The organism is Vibrio sp. F13 (assembly GCF_020806305.2).
Classification (GTDB): Bacteria; Pseudomonadota; Gammaproteobacteria; order Enterobacterales; family Vibrionaceae; genus Vibrio; species Vibrio crassostreae_C.
The window spans coordinates 3,155,574-3,181,699 of record NZ_CP170175.1; the positions used below are offsets into that span (position 1 = coordinate 3,155,574).

Annotated in this window: 23 protein-coding genes and 3 pseudogenes; 21 read left to right on the forward strand and 5 right to left on the reverse strand. The window is 43.1% G+C overall.

The window, feature by feature from the left end; genetic code table 11:
* Window positions 1–201 precede the first annotated feature (201 nt).
* The 3 genes from LMH68_RS14390 (at window position 202) to tnaA (ending at window position 5,213) form a co-directional block, all read left to right on the forward strand.
* On the forward strand, window positions 202–1,317 hold the full coding sequence (locus tag LMH68_RS14390; RefSeq protein WP_229647041.1) for a YcjF family protein: 1,116 nt from the start codon (window positions 202–204) through the stop codon (window positions 1,315–1,317).
* The gene (locus LMH68_RS14395) at window positions 1,304–2,980 is read left to right on the forward strand and encodes a GTPase family protein (RefSeq protein WP_229647040.1); all 1,677 of its coding nucleotides are present in this window, start codon (window positions 1,304–1,306) and stop codon (window positions 2,978–2,980) included. Before LMH68_RS14390 ends, LMH68_RS14395 begins: the two co-directional genes overlap by 14 nt.
* 760 nt (window positions 2,981–3,740) lie before the next feature.
* Window positions 3,741–5,213, forward strand: a complete 1,473-nt coding sequence (tnaA, locus tag LMH68_RS14400; protein ID WP_229647039.1) for a tryptophanase — start codon at window positions 3,741–3,743, stop codon at window positions 5,211–5,213.
* Window positions 5,214–5,340: 127 nt separating this feature from the next.
* Here the strand turns inward: tnaA and LMH68_RS14405 are convergent.
* Window positions 5,341–5,451 (reverse strand): annotated as a pseudogene (locus LMH68_RS14405) (LysR family transcriptional regulator); the annotation flags it as partial.
* An 81-nt stretch (window positions 5,452–5,532) separates the two neighbouring features.
* Between LMH68_RS14405 and LMH68_RS14410 the strand changes: the two are divergent.
* Together LMH68_RS14410 and LMH68_RS14415 are read left to right on the forward strand one after the other, a co-directional pair.
* The gene (locus tag LMH68_RS14410; protein ID WP_017081013.1) at window positions 5,533–5,772 is read left to right on the forward strand and encodes a hypothetical protein; all 240 of its coding nucleotides are present in this window, start codon (window positions 5,533–5,535) and stop codon (window positions 5,770–5,772) included.
* Between the two features lie 214 nt (window positions 5,773–5,986).
* On the forward strand, window positions 5,987–6,304 hold the full coding sequence (locus tag LMH68_RS14415; RefSeq protein WP_102332131.1) for a Dabb family protein: 318 nt from the start codon (window positions 5,987–5,989) through the stop codon (window positions 6,302–6,304).
* Window positions 6,305–6,396: 92 nt separating this feature from the next.
* Here the strand turns inward: LMH68_RS14415 and LMH68_RS14420 are convergent, their stop codons facing one another.
* A complete protein-coding gene (locus LMH68_RS14420; RefSeq protein WP_229647038.1) occupies window positions 6,397–7,608 on the reverse strand; it encodes a DUF3103 domain-containing protein in 1,212 nt (403 codons plus the stop codon).
* Between the two features lie 324 nt (window positions 7,609–7,932).
* Window positions 7,933–9,756: a M4 family metallopeptidase gene (locus LMH68_RS14425; protein ID WP_229647037.1), complete on the reverse strand. Its 1,824-nt coding sequence runs from the start codon at window positions 9,754–9,756 to the stop codon at window positions 7,933–7,935.
* A 569-nt stretch (window positions 9,757–10,325) separates the two neighbouring features.
* Between LMH68_RS14425 and LMH68_RS14430 the strand changes: the two genes are divergently transcribed.
* From LMH68_RS14430 to LMH68_RS14490, 13 genes and pseudogenes are all read left to right on the forward strand, one after another.
* Window positions 10,326–11,282 carry a hypothetical protein gene (locus LMH68_RS14430; RefSeq protein ID WP_065104109.1) on the forward strand — a complete coding sequence of 319 codons (957 nt, stop codon included), beginning with the start codon at window positions 10,326–10,328 and terminating at the stop codon, window positions 11,280–11,282.
* Window positions 11,283–11,448: 166 nt separating this feature from the next.
* Window positions 11,449–12,066 (forward strand): SLATT domain-containing protein, encoded by a 618-nt coding sequence (locus LMH68_RS14435; protein ID WP_229647036.1) that lies wholly within the window; start codon window positions 11,449–11,451, stop codon window positions 12,064–12,066.
* 93 nt (window positions 12,067–12,159) lie between these two features.
* Complete coding sequence (locus tag LMH68_RS14440) at window positions 12,160–12,816, forward strand: hypothetical protein (RefSeq protein ID WP_229647035.1); 657 nt, start codon at window positions 12,160–12,162, stop codon at window positions 12,814–12,816.
* A gap of 138 nt (window positions 12,817–12,954) precedes the next feature.
* Window positions 12,955–13,563: a hypothetical protein gene (locus LMH68_RS14445; RefSeq protein WP_229647034.1), complete on the forward strand. Its 609-nt coding sequence runs from the start codon at window positions 12,955–12,957 to the stop codon at window positions 13,561–13,563.
* A gap of 130 nt (window positions 13,564–13,693) precedes the next feature.
* Window positions 13,694–14,584, forward strand: coding sequence for a hypothetical protein (locus tag LMH68_RS14450; protein ID WP_229647033.1), 891 nt, complete (start codon window positions 13,694–13,696; stop codon window positions 14,582–14,584).
* Window positions 14,585–14,931: 347 nt separating this feature from the next.
* A complete protein-coding gene (locus LMH68_RS14455; protein ID WP_102332139.1) occupies window positions 14,932–16,350 on the forward strand; it encodes an SLC13 family permease in 1,419 nt (472 codons plus the stop codon).
* Between the two features lie 6 nt (window positions 16,351–16,356).
* Window positions 16,357–17,712 carry an ATP-binding protein gene (locus tag LMH68_RS14460; protein ID WP_017069973.1) on the forward strand — a complete coding sequence of 452 codons (1,356 nt, stop codon included), beginning with the start codon at window positions 16,357–16,359 and terminating at the stop codon, window positions 17,710–17,712.
* On the forward strand, window positions 17,699–18,172 hold the full coding sequence (locus LMH68_RS14465) for a response regulator (protein ID WP_017063648.1): 474 nt from the start codon (window positions 17,699–17,701) through the stop codon (window positions 18,170–18,172). The genes LMH68_RS14460 and LMH68_RS14465 overlap by 14 nt, the downstream gene beginning before the upstream one ends.
* 472 nt (window positions 18,173–18,644) lie before the next feature.
* Window positions 18,645–19,145 (forward strand): opioid growth factor receptor-related protein, encoded by a 501-nt coding sequence (locus LMH68_RS14470; protein WP_017062405.1) that lies wholly within the window; start codon window positions 18,645–18,647, stop codon window positions 19,143–19,145.
* A gap of 199 nt (window positions 19,146–19,344) precedes the next feature.
* Window positions 19,345–19,785 (forward strand): hypothetical protein, encoded by a 441-nt coding sequence (locus LMH68_RS14475; protein ID WP_017062406.1) that lies wholly within the window; start codon window positions 19,345–19,347, stop codon window positions 19,783–19,785.
* 61 nt (window positions 19,786–19,846) lie between these two features.
* Window positions 19,847–20,347, forward strand: coding sequence for a hypothetical protein (locus LMH68_RS14480; RefSeq protein ID WP_229647032.1), 501 nt, complete (start codon window positions 19,847–19,849; stop codon window positions 20,345–20,347).
* A 69-nt stretch (window positions 20,348–20,416) separates the two neighbouring features.
* Window positions 20,417–20,866: pseudogene (locus LMH68_RS14485) on the forward strand (GNAT family N-acetyltransferase).
* Window positions 20,859–21,260: a hypothetical protein gene (locus LMH68_RS14490; RefSeq protein WP_017070653.1), complete on the forward strand. Its 402-nt coding sequence runs from the start codon at window positions 20,859–20,861 to the stop codon at window positions 21,258–21,260. The pseudogene LMH68_RS14485 and the gene LMH68_RS14490 overlap by 8 nt, the downstream one beginning before the upstream one ends.
* A 211-nt stretch (window positions 21,261–21,471) precedes the next feature.
* On the opposite strand, the pseudogene LMH68_RS14495 reads toward LMH68_RS14490, so the two are convergent.
* Together LMH68_RS14495 and LMH68_RS14500 are read right to left on the reverse strand one after the other, a co-directional pair.
* Window positions 21,472–21,819, reverse strand: a pseudogene (locus LMH68_RS14495) (methionine synthase); the annotation flags it as partial.
* A 186-nt stretch (window positions 21,820–22,005) separates the two neighbouring features.
* On the reverse strand, window positions 22,006–22,710 hold the full coding sequence (locus tag LMH68_RS14500) for a S24 family peptidase (RefSeq protein ID WP_136985805.1): 705 nt from the start codon (window positions 22,708–22,710) through the stop codon (window positions 22,006–22,008).
* Between the two features lie 212 nt (window positions 22,711–22,922).
* Between LMH68_RS14500 and LMH68_RS14505 the strand changes: the two genes are divergently transcribed.
* The 3 genes from LMH68_RS14505 to LMH68_RS14515 are packed head-to-tail and all read left to right on the forward strand — an operon-like array spanning window position 22,923 to window position 26,126.
* Window positions 22,923–23,150, forward strand: coding sequence for a helix-turn-helix domain-containing protein (locus LMH68_RS14505; RefSeq protein ID WP_048615410.1), 228 nt, complete (start codon window positions 22,923–22,925; stop codon window positions 23,148–23,150).
* 1 nt (window position 23,151) lies between these two features.
* Window positions 23,152–25,197 carry a transposase domain-containing protein gene (locus LMH68_RS14510; protein WP_229647031.1) on the forward strand — a complete coding sequence of 682 codons (2,046 nt, stop codon included), beginning with the start codon at window positions 23,152–23,154 and terminating at the stop codon, window positions 25,195–25,197.
* Window positions 25,194–26,126 (forward strand): AAA family ATPase, encoded by a 933-nt coding sequence (locus LMH68_RS14515; protein WP_048666276.1) that lies wholly within the window; start codon window positions 25,194–25,196, stop codon window positions 26,124–26,126. Before LMH68_RS14510 ends, LMH68_RS14515 begins: the two co-directional genes overlap by 4 nt.

A 26,126-nucleotide genomic window follows, 5' to 3' on the forward strand; every position in this document is an offset into this window, starting at 1 on the left:
GATGCGTGAATCAATACGATGATACCCGCACGCATAAAAAAGCGCCTATAAAGAATGAGCGCGCAAATAAAAACAAGCGTTTAGGCATTGTAAACCTGTGCGACTGAACAAACATAAGTTTAATATGATTTGTGATTATATAAGTCAGTATTGCTTTGTCATCAACTCGAATCTCAACATCAAGTGAGCGTTACTCTGAACATGTTTGATCAAATAAAAGACTTCATTAATCCGAGCAAGAACCCAGATCTTACTCAGGCCCATGAATACCAGCGTCAGCATCTGCCGACATTGTGGCTGTTGGGGAAAACGGGGGCGGGCAAGTCATCGTTTATTCAGGCGGTGACTGGCGACTCTTCTGTTGAAGTTGGCAATGGTTTTGCACCTTGTACCATGACGGCGATGTCTTACGAATTCCCACAAGACAAGCCGGTGATCCGCTTTCTCGATACCAGAGGACTAAGCGAAGCGAATTATGATGCGAAAGAGGATCTGGAAGAGATTGGTCAGGCAGGTAATGCGTTAGTCGTTGTAATGAAAGCCGACGAACCTGAACAATCCTCAGTGCTTGCGGCTCTAAAACAGATTAAGAAACAGAAGAAAATTAAGCACTTGCTGCTTGTTCATACTGCAGTGTTGTCTTCCAGTGAAACAGATCGAGCAAGGCAGGTTCAGTTCAACACCAACCAAGTAGAGAAGGCGTGGGGTAAAGAGTTTGAATCGGTATCGGTCGATTTCGAAACGGATGACAACGCTATGTCTAACAGCGAAGCGGTTTACAACTATGACATCTTGTTAGAAAAGCTGAGCAGTATTCTTCCGGTGATAGGAATGATGGTGCAAGACAAAGAACATTCCACGCAAGAAGAAGCCAACTTTGATCAAGTAGAAAACGAAGTGCTTTGGTATGCAGGAAGTGCCGCAGCGAGTGACCTGATTCCGGGTGTTGGTTTGGTGTCGGTACCTGCGATTCAAGCCAAAATGCTTCACAGTTTGGCCAATCAATATGGGGTCGAATGGAATAAGAGAGTCTTTAGTGAGTTGATAGGCACTCTGGGAAGCAGCTTTGCTTTGCAATACGGAATGAAGCTGGGCACTCGACAGTTGATAAAGCTGATTCCAGTTTATGGTCAAACGGTAGGTGCGGTGGCTGCAGCGGCAATGAGTTTCGGCACCTCTTATGGTTTAGGTCGCGCGGCTTGTTTTTACTTCTATCATAAGAACAAAGGTGAAGAAGTGTCTGAACAAGAGATGCAGAAGATCTACAAAGAATCTCTGAAAAAAGGAAAGGCGGCGTCGGGTTATGAAGAAAATTAGAAACCTATTTCGATTACTGGCGGTGCTATCGAGCGGACGCTGGGGCATTGCCCTGATTTCGGCGATCTTCCCAAGCATTATCATGATGGGTTTTGGTGTCTTCTTGGCGATCAAATACGGTTATCTACTCGAAATGTCGATTGCCATTGCCGTGAGTACCTTGGTGTTCACCATTCCTTTATTCATTTCTAGCCGTTCTTCAAGCCGCTCTTCAAATAAAGAGTCTTTCTCGAATAAAGAGAGTGGCGGCCTTGGCGAGGATACTGCTGAAGCTGAATCACAGCATAAAAAAGCTGATATCAACGATGCATTGGTTAAGGCTTCGGCTGATTGGTCTCAAAAAGAACTGTCGATCTGGAATGATTCAAAACACCATGTACGCCAACAATTAATGGTCGACATAGAGTGGGGTAACCTAGACCAAACCGGTTTAGAGGTACTTGAATTTGTTGCGAAAAAGTTTGATAAGAAATCACTCGATTTTTCGATTCCTGAAGGGCTAAAGCTGTTCGAAGAGGTCAGCCGACGCTACAAATTGGTAGTGCGAGAGCATATCCCCGGCATTGAGTATCTCAAGGTTTCTTACATTAAGGCGGGCTACGAAGCCTACGATAAATACGGTGAGCTAGGACAGAAGATCTTCAAAGCGGCTATTTGGGGTAACCACCTTAAAAACTTGTATTTGAATCCACTCAAGGTGATTTCTGATTTAGGACGAGAACAAGCGACAGCAACGATGACAAGGGGTGTGGTTGATGACATGCAATACGCCGCCAAACAAGCCTTGTTAGATGAAGTTGCGGCGGTGGCGATTGACCTCTACAGCGGACGTTTCAGCATTGAAGATGAAGCATTGAAAGCGTCCGATGTTTCTGAACTCGACGAACAACGCTTTGCTCCTGAACTAGAACCCGTGCGAATCGTGCTGGTGGGGCAAACCAGCTCTGGCAAATCTTCGCTTATCAATGCGCTTAAGCAAGAGTTGGTAGCTGAAGTGGATGTACTGCCATCAACCGACACTTCAACCGTATACAACGCATTTGTCGACGACAATGATGTTCGCGTGGTTGATCTTCAAGGGCTTGATGGCAACCCTAAAACCGAAGCCTTAATGCTGAAAGAGATGACCCAAGCCGATGTGGTGCTATGGGTGCTTAAAGCCAATCAATCTGCGCGTGATTTGGATAAGCAATTGAAAGATAGATTTGATGCTTTCTATGACGATCCTAAGAACATCTCACGCAAGAAGCCGATTGTGGTGTCGGTTGTGAATCAGGTAGACAGATTAAAGCCTGTAGACGATTGGCAGCCACCGTATGACTTAGAGAATCCAACATCGACCAAAGCGAAGATCATTGCTCAAGCGCTCGAATACAATCATATATTGCTGCAAACCGATATCGTGTTACCGCTGGCGATTGCGCCAGAAAAGGTACAGTTTGGTTTAGATAGTTTAAGGCAGACGTTGATAGAGCGTATCGCTGACGCAAATAACGTTCAGAGAAACCGCCAACGTTTAGAAGCCATGAAAAGAGGCTCGTCGGTTAAAGGCCAACTGAATAAAGCAGTCAAAGTGGGTAAGAAGGTGGCACCCAGCGTATTGAAAGCGGCGACACCAAAACTGGCTGAAATGGCCATCAAGCAAGCCGTGAAGAAGAAGTAAGTCATTCACTGCGAATACGGTTCTGGTGAGGTTTGAGCCTCATCAGAATTTATCTTTTCTAGATCGGCGAGTTTTGGATCTTGGCTTTATTAGATGATGGCTTTTTTAGAAAACAGCTATCTTCGCCCCTTATTAGAGAGGTGTTGATTTCAAAAGAGATTTGATATTATTAAGGTTCTCGCTGAACTAGTTTAATAGTATATAAACAGCTGTGATTCACATTTTATATAACACGCTATCGTATTTAATCATCATTCTAAATATTGATCACATTTATACTTTTTTAAGCTGTATTTATAAAACAATTGCACTATATTTAAACTTCGGATCATCTTGATTTCAACGTAGGGATATATTGTGAACATGTATCTGAAATGGCAATCAACAACTTGGCTAACCTTGTTAGCTTGGTATACCTTAGATCACCAACTCTCGTTCCACCTTTCTTCAGAGTAGTACCCTCTAGGCGTCACGCGCCAGCAAAGCAGCGAGCTTTGTTTACCTATCAGCAGCTTTGATAACCTTTGAACGTATGAATGTCGCACTTATTATTCCGTGTAGGGTATTCGTTTTTTGTCGTTCTCGCTAATTATCTTAGCCTCTGTTTAGGTTTGATTAATAAGTCATTATTTAATTTGTTTATTTTCACTGTTAATTTTCTGTGTATCTTTATACGGAACTATTAATTTAATAGTGAGGAATCGTGACATCTAAAGAAAATACATTTCGACCTGATCGGAATGTATTGAAAGGTATTATTATGGAAAACTTCAAACATCTACCAGAACCGTTTCGTATTCGTGTTGTAGAGCCAGTAAAAAGAACAACTCGCGCCTATCGTGAACAAGCCATTGTCGACGCGGGCATGAACCCATTTTTGCTCGACAGTGATGATGTGTTTATCGACTTACTGACAGACAGCGGAACAGGATCTATCACCCAACGTATGCAAGCCGCGATGTTAATGGGGGATGAAGCGTACAGTGGTAGTCGCAGTTACTACGCATTGTCGAATGCGGTTAAGGATATCTTCGGTTACGAGTTGACGATTCCAACACACCAAGGACGCGGCGCAGAGCAGATCTACATACCTGTTCTTATCAAGAAGCGTGAAATGGAGAAAGGGCTCGATCGCAGCAAAATGGTCGCCTTGTCGAACTACTTCTTCGATACAACACAAGGCCACACCCAAGTGAATTGCTGTGTGGCGAAGAACGTTTATACCAAAGAAGCGTTCGATACCTCAGTGAACGCGGATTTCAAAGGCAACTTCGATGTGGTGAAGCTGGAAGAAGCGATCTTAGAAGCGGGCGCAGCCAATGTTCCCTACATTGTGAGCACCATTACTTGTAACTCTGCTGGTGGACAGCCAGTGTCTATCGCCAATCTAAAAGCCGTGTATGAAATCGCTCAGAAGTACGATATTCCTGTGATCATGGACTCGGCACGCTACGCTGAAAATGCCTACTTCATTCAACAACGAGAAGCGGGTTATCAAGATTGGACAATCGAACAGATCACGCGTGAGTCTTACAAATACGCGGATGGCTTAGCCATGTCTGCCAAGAAAGATGCCATGGTACAAATGGGCGGCTTGTTGTGCTTTAAAGACGACTCTTTCATGGATGTGTACACAGAGTGTCGAACCTTGTGTGTCGTGCAAGAAGGCTTCCCAACCTATGGTGGCTTAGAAGGTGGCGCGATGGAGCGTCTTGCGGTTGGCCTTTATGACGGCATGCGCCAAGATTGGTTAGAGTACCGTATTGGTCAGGTTCAATACTTAGTTGATGGCTTAGAAGCGATGGGCATCGTGTGCCAGCAAGCAGGCGGTCATGCTGCGTTTGTGGATGCGGGTAAACTGCTTCCTCATATTCCAGCAGGTCAGTTCCCAGCTCATGCTTTGGCGTGCGAACTCTATAAAGTCGCGGGTATCAGAGCGGTTGAGATTGGGTCTTTGCTGCAAGGACGCGACCCAGCAACAGGTGAACAACACCCATGTCCTGCTGAGTTGTTGCGCCTTACCATTCCTCGCGCGACCTACACACAAACACACATGGACTTCATTATCGAAGCATTCGAAAAAGTGAAAGAGAATGCAGGACAAGTGAAAGGGCTCGATTTTACCTACGAGCCGCCGGTGTTAAGACACTTCACCGCGCGCTTGAAAGAGGTAGAGACCAGCGAGAAACAAACAGAAAAAAAGAACGAACAAACGCTCGAAGAAGCATTTTAAAATAAAAACATAAGCGAATAGTCACTAGAACCCTAATCAAAGGCTCCCTCGGGAGCCTTTTCTTTTTTTGGATGGTAGGGGAGTTAGGCAGTTAAGCCTTTAAGTAGTTAACCCGTTAAAAGCTGAACTACGTTTGTTTGTTTTTCAGGGTAGACTTCAACATTTGGAATAACCACTGATTCAAAGGTGCGTCTTTTTGCGAGCGGCGGCAGCTCATCACATAGCTCACATCTATGGTTCATGTTCGATTGTTAAAGTTACTCCAACAAAAACACAGATACCAAACGAACAAAGAATTAGAAATACAACGAGGTGATGTATGAAAAAGTTAATCGCACTAGGCTTAATGGCTCTTTCAATGAATACTGCTTTTGCTGCCGACGGTACGTATACAGGGACTATCGACATGACAAGAAGCGAAGGTAATCAAGTAAAGGCTGAGCGTGTTGAATCTGACTTAACACTGGAAGGAAGAAATGAAGCGTCTAACGGCGGAATCCAATTCCAAAAGAACGTAGATCAAGACCAAACGATCCAGCTTACAGGTCGTCGTGATTAACGTTAAAGATGTGCTTACCATTGTCATGAGAAATGCTGCGCCCTTGGGTGCAGCATTTTTCGTTATTGGGTTGTGGAGTATTTTATAAACTCTAGCGTTCTAGCCTTGGCATGTTGTGTAACGTGTGGCATTTTGTTGTTCTCTAATTTAGATCGCTATTGGGTGTTGGTTAAGCATTACAAACCAGTAAGCGAACGATTCGAAAGGACAAGGAATGACTCAAAAAGAAACGGGAATGATTCGTCATATTCTACTGATTAAGTTTAAAGAAAGCGCTGAGGCTTCAGAGGTTCAAAAACTAAAGATGCTGTTTGAAGTGATGCCAAACAAGGTTGAAGGGGTCACTTCAGTAGAATGGGGATTAAATGACAGCCCTGAAAACAAGAATCAAGGTTATACCCACTCGGTGTTAATGACATTCGCCGATGAAGAAGGCCGCCAGAATTACCTTCCGCACCCTGAGCATAATGCGCTGAAAGATGTGTTTCGTCCGCTTTTAGAAGACATCATTGTGTTTGATTACTCCCTGTAATTAGGTTCTGAGTAGGTCTGTTGTGTTTGACTTACCTTCGATAATGAAGAGTTAGGGCCTAGCGTTTAAGCCCTAACTAAATAAGAAACGACTTACTCTGTTGGTGAAATCGTGACTGGTGCAAACGATGCGACAGCATTTCCGCCTGCGCCCGGACGGTCTACATAAGGTGTGTTCTGCATTAAGGTGTAGTACACATCCACGAAGTCATCATCATTCACTAATACACCATCAGGAATCACATCGATAATCTTGCCTGTGATCTGAGGGATGATCGCATAACCTTGAACTTCTGGATCAGGAATCATCTTCAGTATCTCTTCTGCGGCTCGAACCAAGAGTTTTGCTAGCGCTTTGTAGTCTGTGCCATCATCGTGTTCCATTAAGATCATGTCTGCAGCGCCCCAACGGTAGCGAGGCCAGAAGATGACGGTCTGGTTCGGGTAGTACGTCTGTTTGTCGTAGTCCAGATAAGGCATCTCAACGAGGTCGATTTGGGGCTCTAAACGACTTGAATCGACACCCGTCACGATAGCGTAGATTTCCGCTTTACCAGAGATCCAAGGTTCTTGGTCGACGGCTAAACGGATTTTGGTTAATTGTGTAGTATTCAACGGCTCAGTTTCCGACAAGGCCATCGAGCGACGAGCCCTGTTCATCAAAGACGATTTTTGAGGTTTACTCTCGTCGGCATTGGTATCGCTAACGGCATTGATTTGCGTTGTAGTACCCAGCTTTTGCATCTCTGCCTGCATTGCCATTAAGCCGGCTTTGAGCTCTTCAGCACCGTTACTATCAACCACAAACACTGGGACGTCTGGCATTTGGTACACATCTAATTCATGAACCTGTCCGTACACGTCATACGCTTCAATGTATTGCCAATTCGAATCGTCGCCTGATGGTTCAAATGCAAACAGCGGGTTTTCACCATTCTTCCAAGCTTCGATCATCGCTTCATCAGCCATGCGAACCTCTAACACAGAGTCGCTGAAGTCGTTGATCCCTTTCATCTTGCGATAACCAAGATCCGCTTTCTGCATCCGGCTTGAAAATGCAGAGTAGGGCTGAGTAGAGCTCAATTTATCTACAGGCGCGGATAAGTTCTTTTCTGAGATCTGAGCCTTCAATGAAAGCTCAAGATCGGAATAACGCTCGCTGATTTGTAACGCCAGAGATTGCTTTTGCGCTGCGCTACTTTCTGCAATACCTAATGAATCAGTTGTCTCAATATTTTGCGCATAAGACTGGAAGCCAACCACTGTCGTTGCAAGCACCATACTGATAGGAAAAGATGGTCTCATAAATAATCCTTATTTTAGTTTTTATCATTAATAGAGCATTTGCCCTATAAGGATTAACCTATCAGTAACGTGAATGTGTTTAAAAGTTAGTCAGTTATTTTTGTTTCGTTGTGCAGCACAGGATCTCAATTTAAACTGTTTTTATAAAACAATACCTAAGTAACCTTGATATTTATAAATTAATAAACGTATCAGTAAATAACTTACAATATTATTAGCTACTACGGTGTGTCATAAAAAAACCTACTCAAAGTGAGTAGGTTTTTATTTCGCGATTAACCGCTAGTTCTCGATTTACAACTTGTTTGAGAGGCTCGCTCTAACTCAATCTAAACGCAACGTTAGGCCAGAGTAGTTCGAGTATCCACGCAGTAACACATGGTAGGTTACGCCCGGTTGCGCGCTCACACTGCACTGCTCATTGTTTCCAGCGCGATAAGGGCGACAATCGTAACTCGATGTCGTTGGCTTGCTGCCCGATTTCACATAAAGGTCGGCATCACCCGAACCACCAGACATTGAAACCGTCACGTTGGATGCAGAATCAACGGTGAACGTGTAGAAGCTCTCCGAAGATTGACTCCCGCTTAGGTTCGCAATCGGTGTGCCTTTCGTCAGTACATTGCCAGTTGGAGGCGTGACACCACAACTTGCATTAACGCCTACGGTATTAAAAGCATCTTCAACATCGGCAACCACATAGCCCATGTCGGCTGCGGCTTTCGCTACGCCACAAGCACCGGCATCAAAGGTACTGTTTGCCGTCCAATACAGTTGGTTTGCGACCGTGAATATCTCAAAACCTTTACGCACATCCCAGCCAGACTTGTTCGCTAAAAGGTAAAATGCGCGGTTATAAACACCGCTAGATAAGTGAACGTTCAAGCCATTGTAGTATTCAGAGGCATGATCAATCGAACGACCATCTTTTGAAGGTTGATCAAAGTAACGCAAACCGCCTTCCGACTTGAAGATATCGCTACCGACCACCCAATCCACATTGCCACGCAAGTAATATTCAGCCGCTTCGCCCGCAATGTCGGAGAAGGCTTCATTCATACCACCCGACATATTTCGGTACACAAGACCGGAGTTTTGCTCAGTGAATCCGTGGCTGACTTCGTGAGCACTCACGTTGATATCGACCAATGGGTAAAAGGTGTTTTTGCCATCTCCAAATGTCATGGATGAGCCATTCCAAAAGGCGTTTTCATAATCGGTACCGTAATGAACGCGCATCGTCAGCTGGAAAGTTAAAGGCGACGTGTTCATCCACTCTTTGTACATATCGAATACGACATTACCAAAGTAGTGCGCATCGTTAAGAGGCGAGTAAGCCCCGTTAATGTATTTGTGATCGGTGTAGTTGGTGCCGTCGGCACAGTTGTAACTGTAGGCTGAGCTGCCAGAGGTTCCGTTCCTCAAATCGATTGTCTTAACTGATTCATTTTCTAACTTACAAGTCGTGCCTGTTTTGTCGATGGGAAAGCTAGGGAAGTCACTGCCATATTCATATCGAGTGGTTTTGATATTACCACCTGGGCCAGTACCTAATGCTTTAGCGTGGTTTAGCCCATTCCATTTTTGGAGAACATCGCCAGTCGTGGCATCAATAAAATAGAAAGGGCGTTCTGGCATAGAGGATGCGATAAAGAAATCGACCAGATACACCACTTGGGCGACTTGGTTCTCATCCAATCTCACCATCAGTTTCGCGTTTTTATTTTCAATCGACTTTTTGCCGACGGTAAACGTGCGGTGAGAGGAGATCGCAGCTTCTATCGCTTGTTCCTGATTCAGTTTTGGCGCGATGCTGGATAGATCACCACTGATCCCCTGTGCCATGGAACCGAACACTTGAGTGGGTTGGTTCTTGGAAAGGGTGGCCACGACCGAAGTATCAAAGACGGGTAAACCTAGGTGAGTTTGTTGGTAGCGAACTTTCGTTTTTCCATTGGGCAATACCACCCGTTTAACTTCAGAAAAACCTAATTCAAGTGGAGCAACACTCTTCGACTGCGCGACGAGGCTTTGTTGTAGTAATGCATCATTATCGACTCTGACCATTTCTGCAGCGTGTGCAGTAAAGCCGAAAGACGTACCTAGAATGGCTGCTATTTTCCAGCTTAGTTGACGTTGTTGGTTCATTTTTCGTTCCTGATTTTAATATAAACTCCTTCTTCCCAACGGCTTTATAGGAAGTCTATATGCAACACATCTGTGCCATGTGTTGCGAATCAAGATTGGAAGAGCATTTGGAATTATGACAAGTTTATCAGGAAGAATTATTTTTAGAGTATGTAATTCAAAGTTTACAAAAGTTCTTATTGATCAAATTGTTTTTATAAAATTAAATTTTATTATTTGTCGTAAACGTATGAAGGGGCGAGAGTTATTAAAACCCGCTTTGTTTTAATTTATAGAATGAATTTCTCTAAGTTAATTTCGATATTTCTCTGTTTTTACCTTAACTACAAATGAGTAAATAAGCCGGTTTTTGGAAGTGGAAATATTGTCTTTATTATCAATAGCAATCTTGTTTTAACAATACTCTCCAGAGAAGTTATCAAGTTTTCTTCATTTAGTTTTTTTAGATAGAAAAATCCCTATATTTCCTTGTTCAATCACAAATCAAGAGTGATAAGTCGTTGTTATAAATAAAGTAAGTCGCTTAATATATACGGCATAGGAAGTTAGGGACTTTTGGGATGCAGAATATGAAGAAATCGCTTTTCGCGAACAAGTTTCAAATGCACTATTACTTTGGTGATGATTCACACACCATGGATGCTTTAGTTCGTAATCGTTGTGAAGCTGAAATCATAGCAATACTTACGGAAATTGCTAAAACACTAGATGAAAAAATCCTCATTGAATGTGAAGCACATAGAGAAGGCGGACTGCGTGATATATGGAAATTAACTAATGCTAATGCTGGAGTACTTTCTGTCATTGTCGGTGTTGCAGCTATCGCTGTCCCATTACTCCCTAAATCCGACTCCGAATTAGAGAGGCTACAAAAAGAAGATTTGCGCTTAAGTATCGAAGAGCGCAAGTTAAGGGTTCAGAAGCTTAGGGCTGAGATCAAAACTGATAGTGTTCAGACTGAAACAGTTGCAGAGGTCGCTGAAGTAGTAAATGAAAACTATAAGGTTATCACTCGACGTTCCAATTTATTTAAACACTTAAGTACTTATAACAAAGTTACTAAATTAGGTGTTAATAGTTTATTACCTAATGGGCAGGAGATGAATCCAGAGTTTGAAATTGCTCGCGGCAACTTCAAACGCTTCATATTAAGTTCAAATGTGCTACCAGTTGAAACCGTTGAAGAGGCTATCATTGAAATAGTTTCGCCTGTCCTGAAGCGAGGTAATTATAAATGGAAAGGTATTTTTGATGGTGAAGCAATTAGCTTTTCTATGAAAGACCAAATTTTCAAACAAGACGTACATGATGAGCGAATTAGTTTCCAACATGGTTCATCTATAAAGTGTGCTTTGAACATTCATAGTAAATTGGACGAAGTTGGTGAAATAGTAACAACTGGGTATTCAGTAGAGACTGTGCTCGACAATATTAATGGGCGGGAAATCAACCAAACCTCTCAAGGGTTAGCTTATAGGCACAAAAGGACTTTACAAAAAGCGCAAGGAGATCTGTTCGCAAGCTAAATAAAGCGTCTAACAAGCACTTCAAGCTGACAACCAACGCGTGGCACTTTCGTTTTCAGTCAGTTCAATGCTGTGGCGTTTTCTTTTAGCTCTATACTGCGTTGGTTGTAGTTAAAATGGGCGTTAACTGTCTTCATTAGAATAATATGAAAATTAAAGGAAAATTATGAAATCACAAGTTCAAAACTTGTACAGAAGAACCGGTATTACTAAAGAAAGTTGTTTTCACGCTGCACGTAGGCTTGATACTCATAATACCTTGTCTTTGTGGTCACTCACTACATTAGCATTTAGCTTGATAGTGATATCTTTAATTACTCAGTTATACGCAGATAATCATTTTATTATTGAGTATGAGCGTTTCTTGGACTTTGCAATAACAACACTTTCAGTTTTTGCTATGGTGATTTCAGTAGTTGTCCAGAAAAGTGACTTCTCGCTCAGATCGGACAACTTTCGTAGACAAGCTATGGAAATTAACGAGTTACGTATATCCTTCCGTCACCTAAAAGACAAAGATTGCGCAACCTCGGAAGAAACTGAAGAACAGCAGGAATTGTATGAAACTAACTCTAAACTTTATTCGGGCATACTTGATAGAAACTTAGTTCATGGTCAGATCGACTACTATGTTTCAGCTACCGTGGGCGTTGAGCATAAGTACCATTTTACTAAGTTAGTAGTGACTCAGTATCTTGGTTATCTGCTAATAATTGTTTCTTCCATTAGCTTGTTAGCATGGTCATGTTGGAATACTTATCTAAATACGCTACTAGCTACCTAATAAAGCAATTAAGTTCGTGTCGACTCTTTTAGGGATAAATATAGCATGCGTCCATTCACCGCTTATTGCGGTTTTAGCTAACAAGAGGCAAATTTGAAGTACATAGAAAGAACATTAATTTGGATGCTGTTGGTTTTATCGACATTATTGCTCTTTAAATCCTCTGATGAAAGTGTAATTTTCTTAATTAAAGATACGACACTAGCTCCAGCTTTTTATCAATTTGCAAACGGTAACTCGATAATTTTTAACCTAAGTGTAGGTTACATCGTCAGTGTGATGTTCTACATCATAGTCGTAGTCATTCCGGAACGTCGAGAAAAGCAAAGCTTAAAAAATGAACTGGGGCAGGCAGTTTCATTTGTATTTGAAGCATTTTTTCATGAGAGGCGAGATCTAGGTATTATGTACCATTGGAGTAAGCATATCGTTCATTGCAAGCCGATTGGTGAGCATCTAAAAGTAATCGATAAGTTTAAATCTGATTCGAGTTATGAACGTTTGGATGCAGCAAAAGCAAATATGCTTGTTCAATCAGTTCATGAAGTTGTTCCAACTTTTGAGCAACTCGTGCCTGTAGCTTTTCAAATTTCCCATCGCCATGCAATGCTTTGGCTGAGTATGACTAACTCATTACGTCAGATAGCATCATTATACGAAATTCCTGTAGACGAACGTGATTGGGGGATTTTAGATCTCAACTTAGGAGAATTTGTAGGATATGTAGGTGAATTTTACGAGGTTAGCTAACAAGCGCTTCAAGTAAGATTGTGCAACGCTTGGATTTGTAATGTTTGGTCTTCGTTTAATATTAAACGTGGTGTGTTTCTATTGCATTGGTTGCACCTATTTAGGACGTTATGTGTTTCATGAAATTGGAGGTAGATCTTGTTAGATAAGCTAATTGTTGTGGTATTGGGTGGTCTAGTTGGTTTCTCATTAACCCTCGTAAAGGAATCACTTGCAGCAAGAAAGTCTAAAGCCGCAGAGACGCACTATCTAGCTATTATCGTTACTAGTAGTCTTGAGCGTTTTATTATTGGTTGTCGAGAAGTTGTCACTGATGAAGGCTATGAAGATCAGCAAGGTTTAATGCGTTCAAATTCCCTAATTCCGACGTTCGAACCGCTAGAGTTAGAGGTTGACTGGAAAATACTCCCTCAAGATTTACTCTACAGCTTGTTAAGCCTCCCTCAGTTGATCAACGAAGCTAATGTATATATCTCTGCAACCAGTGAGTACGTGGCGACACCTCCTGATTATGAAGAGTATTTTGAAGCCAGAAAGACGAAGTATGCTTCTTTAGGTATGTTGGCTATTCAAATGTCTGAGCAACTTCGGCTTTTAGGTAACTTGCCTAAACGGAGAATAGAAGAGTGGGGAGATAAACAGGCGTTCCTACTGGCGCTAAAGGAGATCGGAGAAAGAGAGGTTGAACGGTTAGAATCTCGAAAGAGAATGTTCGATTCATTAAAAGCTCAAGAATACGGAAAATAAACTGTTCAGTACTAAGATCCAACGCTTAGTACTATCCATTTAAATCAGTGTTTCTCGATTAATAGAGTATCCTTGCATAGATGATAGCGCTGCTTGCACCTCTATTCATCATCAGTTTCACGGAGGAAACATGACAAGCGACCAATTATTGGAAAAGGCACTTTATAGCAGTGCCAGCATCCACCAACCTCATTCTTTAAAAGCTTATTTGGCTGCGAATCACCTTAATGATTATTTCGGCACAACCTACAATGTGTGGCTTAAAACGAGTGAGTTGATAGACCAAACTGAGATTGAAGTTTTAGGCGAGTACTCTGCAACGCTACAAGCGCCAAAGTTTACGGGTTTTCGTATTCAAAGGATATTGGATAATGGGGTATACCCAGCGGCGTATGCTGCTTTAATGCAGTGGTATGAGAATAAGGGCTTTCAAGACATCTTCTCGTATTACGTTTCACAGGCTTCTCAAACCAGCGAATACCTTTCCCACAATGTGACTATCTTATTGGCGCTGAATCGTGTCTACCGTGAGTTAGAGGCGTCTCAAGTTCCAGTATTCCTTAACCGCTTCACTGAATTTGTCACATCGACCCGTTCTGATAGTAAACGAAGCCCTGACACAAGCGAAGTCGTAGAGCTCAATAGCGTATTACAAGCATGCTTCAAACAGTTTGGTTTCTTTGGGCATAACCTAATTACGCTTACGTGGATATTACGTTGTAAGGAAGAGCTGTCGAAAGAGCAATATGACGCAATGCTTTCTAATCTCTATCAACAGGCCAATAGCCCTTTGGAAGATCCTGACGATGAGATTGATCAAGCTATCTTGGCGCAGTGTCAAAGCTCAGATAATTCAGATGAGTTCTATGACAATGTTCACCGATTGGTTTTTGGTTATACATTGAATCTGCACCAGATAACGTTAGCGGATGCATTGTGTTTTCTTCACGAAAGATTCCCTGAACATGCAGCAGAACTAAAATGTGTCGCAGAGTATCAGTGTCGTTTGTTAGAACAGTAAATTTAGAGATAGAGCCACCCGTTTCGTGGGGGTCTTAATCGATACGACAAGTTTCAGGCATACCTAACCCAGTGAGCTTGTTCTGCGTTTTTATCAGAGGTAGCCCTCAATTTATGGACATGACTAGAAACGTAGAAACCACTCTCCTGAATTTAATTGCAACAGTAAATCACATACAAACGTAGAGGTAGCGCACAGAATCGAAAAAGGGGATATCGCGATTACGGAATCATTGATCTAGCCGATAGTGAGATAGTGATAAGAGGTCGATAATTCGTTGTCGGACTAAATTAGAACTTTAAATCTAATTTCTAAGTAGTTGTTATCTCAGGAAGAGTTTTTGTGCTATGCGCCCCTATATTAAATACATTATCCCTATTTTAATTCCTTTCATTATCCTCGTAATGCCGCTATCAGCGTTTCCATTTGAAGGCCTTACGATTATTCAACAACGCGTTATCGCGATCTTTTTATTAGCGGCATTGTGCTGGGTGTTCGAGCCTATCCCGATCTACGCGACGTCTGTTGTTATTATCGTTCTGCAATTGTTGATGTTGTCGGATAAAGGGTTGATCTTTTTAAGGTTTGAGCATGGGGAAGAACATTTTGGTGAGTTGTTAAAATACAGCGACATCATGGCGACATTCGCCAGCCCAATCATCATGCTGTTTTTGGGTGGTTTCTTCTTAGCAATGGCCGCCACTAAATATCGATTAGACGTAAACTTAGCTCGCGTGTTGTTGAAGCCATTTGGACAAGACCCAAAGTTTGTGATGCTCGGCTTAATGTTGATCACTGGTATCTTTTCGATGTTTATGTCTAACACGGCAACAACGGCAATGATGCTCTCTATTTTAACGCCGGTACTGGCTGTGTTTGGTCCGAAAGACCCCGGTCGTGTAGCGTTTGCGCTTTGTATCCCGGTTGCCGCTAACATCGGTGGCATTGGTACTCCGATCGGTACCCCTCCGAACGCTATCGCACTTAAATATTTAGTTGGCGATAACCTCATTACGTTCGGTGAATGGATGGCATTTGGTGTGCCGTTTGTTGTGATTATGATGGCGTTAGCGTGGTTTTTAATAGGCTTTATGTACAAAGCTGACCAAAAGAAAATCGAGCTAAGCATCAAAGGTAAATTCCTTAAAACGCCTAAAGCCATTGCGGTGTACGTCACTTTTGCGCTGACCATCATTCTTTGGTTAATGGGTTCAAGCCATGGCATGAACTCTTACACCGTCGCTCTGATTCCTGTCGCTGTGTTCTCACTCACAGGGATCATCAATAAAGAAGACCTGAAGAAAATTTCTTGGGACGTATTGTGGCTTGTATCAGGTGGTATTGCGCTTGGTTTAGCGCTCGATAAAACTGGCTTAGCAAAGCTCGTGGTACACAGTATTCCGTTTGATAGCTACTCACCCTATGTGGTGTTGTTTGGAGCGGCGTTCTTGTGTTTGGTAATGGCAAACTTTATGTCTCATACCGCAACGGCTAACTTGTTAATGCCAATTATGGCGGCATTAGGTTCGTCTATGGCTTCACTCACGCCACTAGGCGGTGAGCTAACGTTAATTTTGGTTGTGACTTTTGCCGCTTCATTAGGTATGTCGCTGCCAATCAGTACGCCACCGAATGCGTTGGCTCATGCCACTGGTCATGTGCAAAGTAATCAAATGGCCAGAATCGGTATTATTTTGGGTGTGGTTGGTGTGCTACTGAGTTTTGTTATGGTGTGGGTGCTACATTCAATTGGTCACATAGGATAACGATACGTGTATCAACAAAAGCTAGAAGCACTGATCGAGCGCTATTTTAACCAAACAGAACGTCGGGTGACGTGCTGTGCCGGTAACACCATTATTGAACAATCAGCGTTAAACACTCGTTTATATTATGTGTTTAGTGGAGAACTGGAAGGGTTTTATACCGATGCGAATACACCGCAAGTGCGAGTATTTAGCGCGGGTAGTGGGGCTTTTATAGGCGTTCATAGCTTCTTTTCAGGTAATTGGACAGCATCTTCAACGGTTGTTGCTAAAACCGATGTTGAGTTAGCGTGGATCGATAAAGACACGCCTGCAGAAGATGAACGTAAATTTGGTCCTCTTACCGCACAGTTCACACCTGTAATTGTCAATGAGTTGTCGCGTCGTCAACGCCGCGCAACACAAGAAGCGATAGCGAAACAAAAAGCGCTAGAGAAGTTACATACTGCTGAGCAAATGACGACCTTGGGTCAATTGGCTGCAGGGATTGCTCATGAGCTTAACAACGCTATTGGTGTCGTAAATAGTAAATCTGGTCGACTTGAAACGGTCATCATGGATCTGCTTGAAGAAGTGCATCCAGAAGCCAGTCAATTTTTCGATTTTGGGTTAATGCATGGTCAGAAAACGTCGTCGTCAGAAGCACGAACACGTGGGCGACAATTTGAAAGAAAATATGGTTTAGACAAAAACATTGCTCGCTCTCTTGCAAAGGCGATTCCAATTGATGCTTTATCTGCAACAGACGTTATTTCAAAGCATTGGCTGAAAAAACCAGAAGAAGCGATTCGTTTTTGGCAGATGGGCTGTGATTTACATGATTTGCGTTTGGCATCTAGACACACCGTCGGCATCGTAAAATCGGTTAAACAACTTGGCAGAGTTGATATCGACACCGAAGAAGCGGTTGATATTAACGACTCCATTAACCATGCCTTATCGTTGCTACAAAGTGAGTTACGTAGAGTGTCTGTGCGATTGAGCCCTGCGGATTTACCGTCTTTTAAAGGCTCGAAAACAGAGCTCGTTCAGATTTGGGTCAACATTGTAAAGAATGCTTGTGATGCAATGTCGAATTCAGACGATGCCGCAATAGAGATTCAAACCAGATTAAGTAAGAAAAGGATATTAGTTACGATCGCGAATAACGGCCCTGAGATAGACGAGGCGACTCGCAGAAAGGTATTTCAGCCCAACTTCACCACTAAAAAAGGTGGTTTATCGTTTGGATTGGGCTTGGGTTTATCAGTAGTTAAGCGGATTGTGGCAGGTTATGGCGGAAGTATTATTGTGAAAAGTGATGCTTCTAAAACGGTATTTAGAATCAAGTTACCAATAGAGGGTGAACATGGAGAAGCTTAATTTAATCTGTGTCGATGACCAGAGAGAAGTACTGAGCGCAGTGATACAAGATTTAGAGCCGCTGGCGAGTTGGCTGAATATTGAAGATTGTGAATCAGCGCAAGAAGTGCTTGATCTCATTGATGAACTTGACGCAGAAGGCGAACACATTACCGTCATCGTGTCTGATCATGTGATGCCAGGGAAAACGGGTGTGGAGTTACTCACTGAAGTGTTCCATGACAGTCGCTTTCCGAATACCAAGAAAATTCTTCTTACGGGGCAGGCCACTCATACTGATACCATCAATGCGATTAATGCAGCAGGCATCGACCGTTACTTTGAAAAGCCTTGGCAAGCAAGCACATTGGTTGAGTGCATTCGTACTCTTGTCACTGAGTACATATTTGATCAAGGGCTTGATTACACGGACTATCAGAATGAGCTCGACCAGCAGGTTGTGTTCAGACGCTTGCGTTAGCCTCTTATGTTAGCGACTTACATTATTCACTAGTGTAAGTCGCTTGAAATTCTATGCACCGAAGGACGCTTTCTGAAGGGTTTTTCTTTGAAAGATGTAATCTTTCGCTGCTTATTTTACCTACCTCTTTTAGTCGTTCAGGTTTTGGTACTCAGTTATTAACACACTGGTTGCTGGCTTTAGTCTAAAACTCATACGCTACGCTACGCCAACGCCAACGCCAACGGATGCATTGTGTTTTCTTCAGGAACGATTCCCTGAACATACAGCAGAGCTAAAATGTGTCGCAGAGTTCCCGTGTCGTTTGTTAGAAAAGTAAGTCGAAATTATTCAAAAGTGATTCCTAACGCGTGGGACGTGGAGTTCTAAGCCAAATCGGTACTTACAACGTAAAGGACTAGGCTTTTGACGGCTTACTGCGTAATAATGCATTCGCCCACAAGTGGGGGTTTATAGTCAGTAGGATTTTAAAATGAGTGAGATTGCTCGCTTTATATCTGGTGAAGCGCCGGACAAATTTGGTCGAAATATAGAACAGTTATTGGCTTACAATCATTTTTGGTTGGAGCATGACCATAAGTACATTCAAGTGTTCTTCCCAATAGATGAGGGGACTAAGTTTAATCAACATGCCCCGTTGGTTACTCAAGAAGATAAGGTGCTTTTTGCTAATTCAGAAGCGCTCCGCACAGCTCATCTACAAGTGCTTGACCTGATGCTTGAGTTTTGGGGTATGCAGCGAAACGGGAGTGAAATATCTTCATCGTTACCACTTAGCCCGGCTAATCACGTATGGTTAAAGAATCATGACCATAACCAGCTAAGGTTAACGCGAGCCATTCGCAGTTTGTACTTGTTGGGTAATGAAGAGGTTGCGGCTCGGTTATGTGACTTTTTAGTATCAGCGGCGACCGAGACAGGGTTGGTGTCGGATAAAACCGTTCAGTATTGGCGCAATGCCTTGGAAGGTTAGGGTTTTTCTGTGCAGAGCTTCCGGCACTGCTCATAATTGATTCTCAATGCGCGGTATTTTGTACGATGCCGCTTTCTCTATATTCAACATTTGAATGCAATTTGTGGAATACATCAAAGTTAATTAAACTGATGGTAAGTTATTACTTTTCATTATGTTAGGGTTCTTTTCTTAAGGTCAGCGGATTAGGAAGAGGCTAATGAAAAAGGGATTTGTGATAGCGATATCAATCGGCTTTGTTGTCTTCTTCCTTGTTGGTCGTGAGCTTCAGTGGTTCGGGTCCAGTAATTCCGAGTCGTTTCCTAAACTTCCGGATAGTCCCCAATTTGTTCCTTCTATCGATTTCGACGGTGAGTGGCTAGGCCGCCGTATTAACACCACTGGCAATAATATGTGTGAACGCACAACCATCACCGGAACTATTCGTGAGGGTAAGGCTACTCTAAGGCTTACCTACAATGGAACACCGTTAGAGGGTTGGGTGACGGAAAACGGCGACTTACGTTTATATGCTAAACATCGCCAATGGGATTATCGTTTTTCCGCACGTGGCAGTGGCAGTAGATTTGACGGCCGATGGCACTTAACCAATGGGCCGTGCCAAGGAAGTTGGTTTCTAGAAAAGGTCGATGGCAAGTAGGGTTGTTACTACAAGACGCCGTTTAAAATTAACCAGCACAAGGTTCTTTTAGGAGAGATAAGTGATCAGATTAATCACCGTGTTCATTGTGGCTTTCGGGCTAGGTGCATATGCGAGCTTACATGTTTTGACAGACTATGTTGTGAGCATTGAAGACAGTCATAAAGCTGCGGTGCGGCAAGGTTTTGAAACCTATAAATATGCAAATACAAAAGACCTTGCCCCATTAATTAAAACATCGAACTTGTTAGCTCGTTATAGTGCTTGTGAATTAGAGGGAGATGAAGGCGATGCGATTGCATTAGCCCTGTCTATTAACGCTATTTCCTTTGGGATGTTATCGAAGCAAGCGTCTGACCTCGATCAAGACACCTTTAGGACTGGTTTGATGATGTACGGAAAACTCAAAGACAACGAAAAAGCGTCTGGTCAGTTAACTGAAATACTTACTGCGTACTGTAAAGATAGTCTTCGCTATCTATACGACTGTGAAAAACTTTCTAATTTGTTAGGCGAAGAATGGGATACACAATGGAAGGAAGTGAAACCAGTATGTACCTAAAAATGATTCAACATATACGGCATTTTGCTATGCCGTATTCAGATGTGATTTGAAAACAAAGGACACAATATGGAAGTAAGGTTGGTCAAAGGTTCAGAGCCTAAGTTCGCTGAATCGATCACCAAAACGAATATGGCGAGTTACTATCAAGCTCGTGGAATCGCTTGGGGTCATAGCCAGTTTTTACGCAGCTGGGATGAGCTGGATAACTATGAAATTTATGTGGGGGATCGCCGTATTGGTGTTGTTCGCTTCAGTTACGCTAGTGGTACAACGTTTCTTAGGGACTTGTAGATATTAGCTGACTGTCAAGGTCAAGGTTTTGGCTCTAAGTGTCTCGATTTGGCTATTGAACATGCGAACAATCAAGCATCGGCTCAGTTAGTGTTGCGCGTGTTCAGTGAGAACCCCGCCATTAAGCTTTATCAATCAAAAGGTTTTACTCAGTTGTCTGAAGTGAAAGGGCTCGTTGAAATGGAGCTGCCTTTAGGGTCATCATTGAGAGGGTGTCATGGATAACCGTATCCAACTAAATTTTGTTAAGTACTTATTTTCAGAGTTGCTGTTTATTGTTATTGCATTAGGTCTTGCCTATTGGATATTAGATGGTGATCGTTCATCGCTGCTAACCATAGGGCTGATAATTTGTGTTCCTCCATTAATAAAAATTCTAATGTTGTGGTGGAAGCTTCGCGATAGCTCGTTTGAAATCACGAACGGTCATGTACGTTTAAATGGCGTTGCTTGTGATGTGACTTTACAGCGTAGCTTTCTTCCGTTTGAAATTGGCTCATTCATCAAGCTTTCATACACGAAAGGTGCAATGCAGAAACACAATATTTACCTTTCTAAAGGTGCAATGAGCAAAGAAGAATGGAGCCGTATGTTAGCGTGTCGAACTAGGTCGCCATAAAGAAGCGACATCGCTGTTACTTGAGCTTTTAGTTTCCACGACGAATAGCGATGCGATTAAAGAGTACCAACGAGCGATCTCTTTATATGCTCAAGACCTAGATAAAACCTGGTAAGCAGCGCGTAAAGCTCATTAACTCACATAACAAAAAGCCTAAGCATCAATATGATACTTAGGCTTAAAGGCATAGTTTTTGTTCTTTAGGAAAGCGTTACGCTGAAAGCTCTTTACGAACGATCTCTGCGCCAGCACTTAGCGCATTAAGCTTCGCTGAGGCTATCTCGCGAGGTAGGGGAGCCATGCCGCAGTTGGTGCAAGGGTAGAGCTTGTCGGCATCAACGTACTTAAGTGTTTCACGTAGAGTGCTAGCCACTTCTTCCGGTGTTTCAATCGAATCGGTTGCAACATCAATCGCACCGACCATTACTTTCTTGCCTCGTACGAGCTCAAGCAGCTCAAGAGGTACATGAGAGTTGTGGCACTCTAAAGAGATAATGTCGATATTCGATTGCTGCAGCTTAGGGAAGACTTCTTCGTATTGGCGCCACTCGGTGCCTAATTGATAGAGAGAATTAAAAGTTAATACAAAAGAGAAAGTGAGTTATACGCTGGTAACGCATTGAAAATAAGAAATAAAAGATGAGTTTTAGCTCTAAAGTGAATTATTGAAGATTTTAGGACTTTAATGAAGAGCTCATGGTTAAGAGTTAAAACAGATGATATTGTGCGTAAAATGATCTTTTAGTTATGCTTTCTTTGCTCTCTGTAACACTCTTACCATGCGACCAAGTAATTGGAACCGGCCTTCAAACTCTTCTCCAATAAAAAATGGCTTATATGCAGTATTGTCACTTGTTACATGGTAGCCACCGCTAGCAAAATCATACTGAACACGCTTTACCAACACTTCATCATCGATTCTAAACACACACACGCCATCACGGGCCTGTTTAGGATCTTTTACCACTTCCACCAGCATTAGATCTTCATCCATCAATGTTGGCTCCATAGAGTCCCCACGTACAGGAACAATAGTTAATTCCTTCCCGTTCAGTCCTTGGCGGATAAGCCATTCCTTTGAAAACTCAAATCTGGCTACAGGGTTTTCTGAAACAACTAGACAGCCAGCCCCAGCACTAGCTTGAAAGTTATATTGAACTACCTCAACAACGTTGTCTTTTCTAACGGGAACTTCTACAAATTGTGCTGATGAGTCTTTACCAGTAGCAAGCCAATCAATGGTCACGTCTTCTGCGTTAGCTATTTTTAATAGCATAGATAGTTTCGGATCGCTTCTTCGATGTAATAGCGTCACTAAAGTGCTATGCGGCACATCCCAATCCTGTGCGCATTCTCGACCAACCCTACCATTCATCAGGCTTTCAATACGGTTATGTACACTTTCTAATGTACTTTCATCTAAAGAAAGTAATTTTTCATTATTACGCATAGTCTTTCTTTTAACTCAACTTATTGATTTATATGGAATAATAACTAGGAAAACCAAAATGCGAACAAAATACGAAAAGAAAGTTCAACTTTGCGCTTGATTTGTTCAATAATGTGATCAAAACTTAACTAACTTGATTAAGTTTGCAAACTAATTAGCGATAGTTAGTTTAGCGACTAATTAGCATATCAGTTTTTAGTTAGGGGATTATTATGTCTATTGAAAGAAAAGACATGCACAGAATCGATATAGTTGCAGCATTACATAAGAAAGGACTAACGCTAAAAGGCTTGTCTATAAAGGCAGGTCTTGCTGCTACAACGTTGTCTAACACCTTATCTCGTCCATGGCCTAAAGGTGAACGAATTATTGCTGACGCCTTAAACAAACACCCTAAAGAGATTTGGCCTAGTCGATACAGACAAAACAAGGCGGTGTGAGATGTGGGTTGATGTATCGCAATTATTGAATAGACCAGGCATGGCAGGCACACCTCAAGGTGTGAGATACAAGCTAAACCAACTAGGTGTTGTTCGAAAGCGTAAACGCCAAGGCTCTAAAGCCTTTGAGTACCATCTCGATTGCTTACCAGAAGAAACTCGTTTGCACCTCTTGCGTGACGTAGCTAAGCAGCAAACTCTACAAGCTGAAGACAGCCGCCATGTTCGTCAAGTTGTAACTCCTGATTCCGATGAACTATGGCTTGAGTACGAAGAAGCTACCGAAAGCAAGAAAGCTTCAACCAAGCAGCGCTATGAATTGTGTATGCGAGTTAAGGCGTATGTTGAATCAGGTATTAGCATGCGTAAATCAATGAAGCGCGTGGCGGAAGAGTCTGGAAGAACCTATTCCAAAATTGTGAGCTGGTTTTACAACATCCCAGGGTTGCAAACTAATAAGATCCCTGTGGAAGACTGGTTACCAGCCCTTCTCGATAGAATTGGCTCTCACGGTAAGCGTACCGCAGTCTTATCACCAGAAGCGTGGTCTATGTTTCAGGCTGATTATTTACGCCCTGAAAAACCAACCGTGACCGAGTGTTATAACCGGATGCTTAAAGCAGCAGAGCGTAAAGGTTGGAATGTCCCTTGTCTGCATACCATTCGTAGCCGAGTAACGAGTGACATCCCCTATGAACTTCAAGTGTACTGCCGAGGTGGTTTGTTTGCAGCCAAGCAAACCTTAGTCCCTGCGCAGCGTCGCACACGAGTCGGTATGCATGCTATGCAGCGCGTATCGGGTGATGGTCATGAGTTTCGTCTTCGCTGTCACCTGGAAGATGGCACGGTGCTTCGTCCTACCGTTTGGGTGTTCCAAGATGTCTATAGCTCCATGATTGTGGGCTACGCCATTGATATTACAGAGAACACTGAAATGTTAGGCATTGCTCTTTTCAACATGGTTTTAAACTTTGGTATCCCTGAAATGTTCGACCTTGACCGAGGCTCCGTGGCGTTAAGTGAAGCAATGACAGGGCGAACCTCACGCCCTAAAGCAACGGGCAAAGGCAAGTTAGAGCATAAAAAGTTTGATAACGCTGAGATTGAAGGCGCGATTACGGCTCTAGGCTCAAAAGTAAACTGGACTCGCGTTGAAGATGACAACGTAGGCCGTCAAGGTAACGCGCGAGCCAAACCTGTTGAGCGTTTGTTCCATTCTAAAGGTGGTATCGGTCAGTTTGAGCGCCATCCAGCTTTTGCAGGAGCCTACGCAGGTGAATCAGCCACCAGCAAACCCGCGAACTACGGTGAAGCCACAGTACCTGTTGAGTTAGTGGTTGAGCTATTTGCCGAGTGGGTGACCGATTGGAATAGCCTGGAAGGCCGTCGCAGTGAAATGGCACGCGGCATTCACAGCTATAAGCAAGTGTTTGAGCAAAGTTACACCCAAATACAAGTACGTAAACCCACCGCAACACAGTTGCGCCTGTGTCTGCACCGGACACGAAAAAGTGTGAAGGTTCATGGTGGCGGCCTCGTTGAATTAAACGCAGGGCGTTACAGCAAGCATTTATCGAATCGTTACCGCAGCCCACTGTTGTTCGAATACATCGGTCAAAGTGTTCATCTTCGCTTCAACCCTTATGACTTAACAGGCTGTGTGTATGCCTACAGTGAGCGTGGGGAGTTCATCGGTGAGGTTCCATTGTTTGCTGATGCGGCTTATGACGATTTAGGCGCGGCACGCCGTCAGAGCCTACACCAAAGTGAAGATATTAATCGAGCCGCGTGGTTAAAGGAGCAAATGGTCGGATTAACTAACGACGACCTTGCCCAGTTAACGCGCAGCAATGAGAAGCCCGAGCCATTGGGCGGTATGGTGCCGAGCCTTACTGAAATGACACCCGAGTTAGCAAGAGCGCCAGAGCAGCATCAAATGAACCCGAGTGAGTTTGAAGGCTTACTTGAGAAGAAAGCGGTGGGTGCGGATTTTGAACCCACTATGGATTTAGACGCATTAATGCAGCAGTACGGGAAAGCAAAATGAACCACATTATTCAACAAGTCCTTGCCGTGAAAGTCAGTGAAAATCTCAGTAATCGTAAGATTGCCAAAGAGTCTGATATTGGTGAAGGCATTCTAAGTAAGTTGCTTAATAACAAACCTTATACGGGCGACACCGAAACTCAGCTTCATAAACTTGAAACCTGGTTGAATACACGGTGTACCCAAGTTGAAGAGTTAGCAGATACGTCACTTCAAGAGCCTGACTTTTTGATGCTGCCAACCTCGGAAACGATTTGGAAACTGATGGACTTGGCTCGCACGATGCGCCGCTGGTCGATGGTTTACGAAGGCTCAGGCATTGGTAAAACCGTCACCGCCGAAGAATATCAACGCAAACACAACAACGTCTGGATTGTCACTGCTTCAAACTTGTGTAAATCGGCGCGGGCCATCCTCTCTGAGCTTTGTGAGCGCATGAATATTAAGGCATCCAACATGACAGTCTACCTCATGCAAAAAGCAATAGCGCAAGAACTAGATGGCTCAAACGGACTCATTATTATCGATGAAGCGCAATACCTTTCAGATGATGTATTGAATGGCTTACGCATCTTAGCTGAGCGCAAGTGCGGCGTGTTCCTTCTTGGCAATGATGTCGTGCGTACTCGTATGAGCGCGGCTCGCTCTCAAGTCAACATGAACCCGATTTGGAGCCGAATGATACGTCCAACCTGCATAAAGGTAACGTCAAATGGTGACATCAAAAGCTACATGCAGGCTTGGGGTATTCAAGACCAAGAGTTGTTTAAAGCGGCTTATGCCATTGTGCCGAAAACCACAGGGCAACTCAGAACACTCGCAGACATGATTATGTTAGCCAGTTCGTCAGCATCCCGAAACCATGAGCCGCTGACACCGAAGCACTTGGCCGCTGCTCACCACTACTTAAAAGAAAGCATAGGAGTGTAA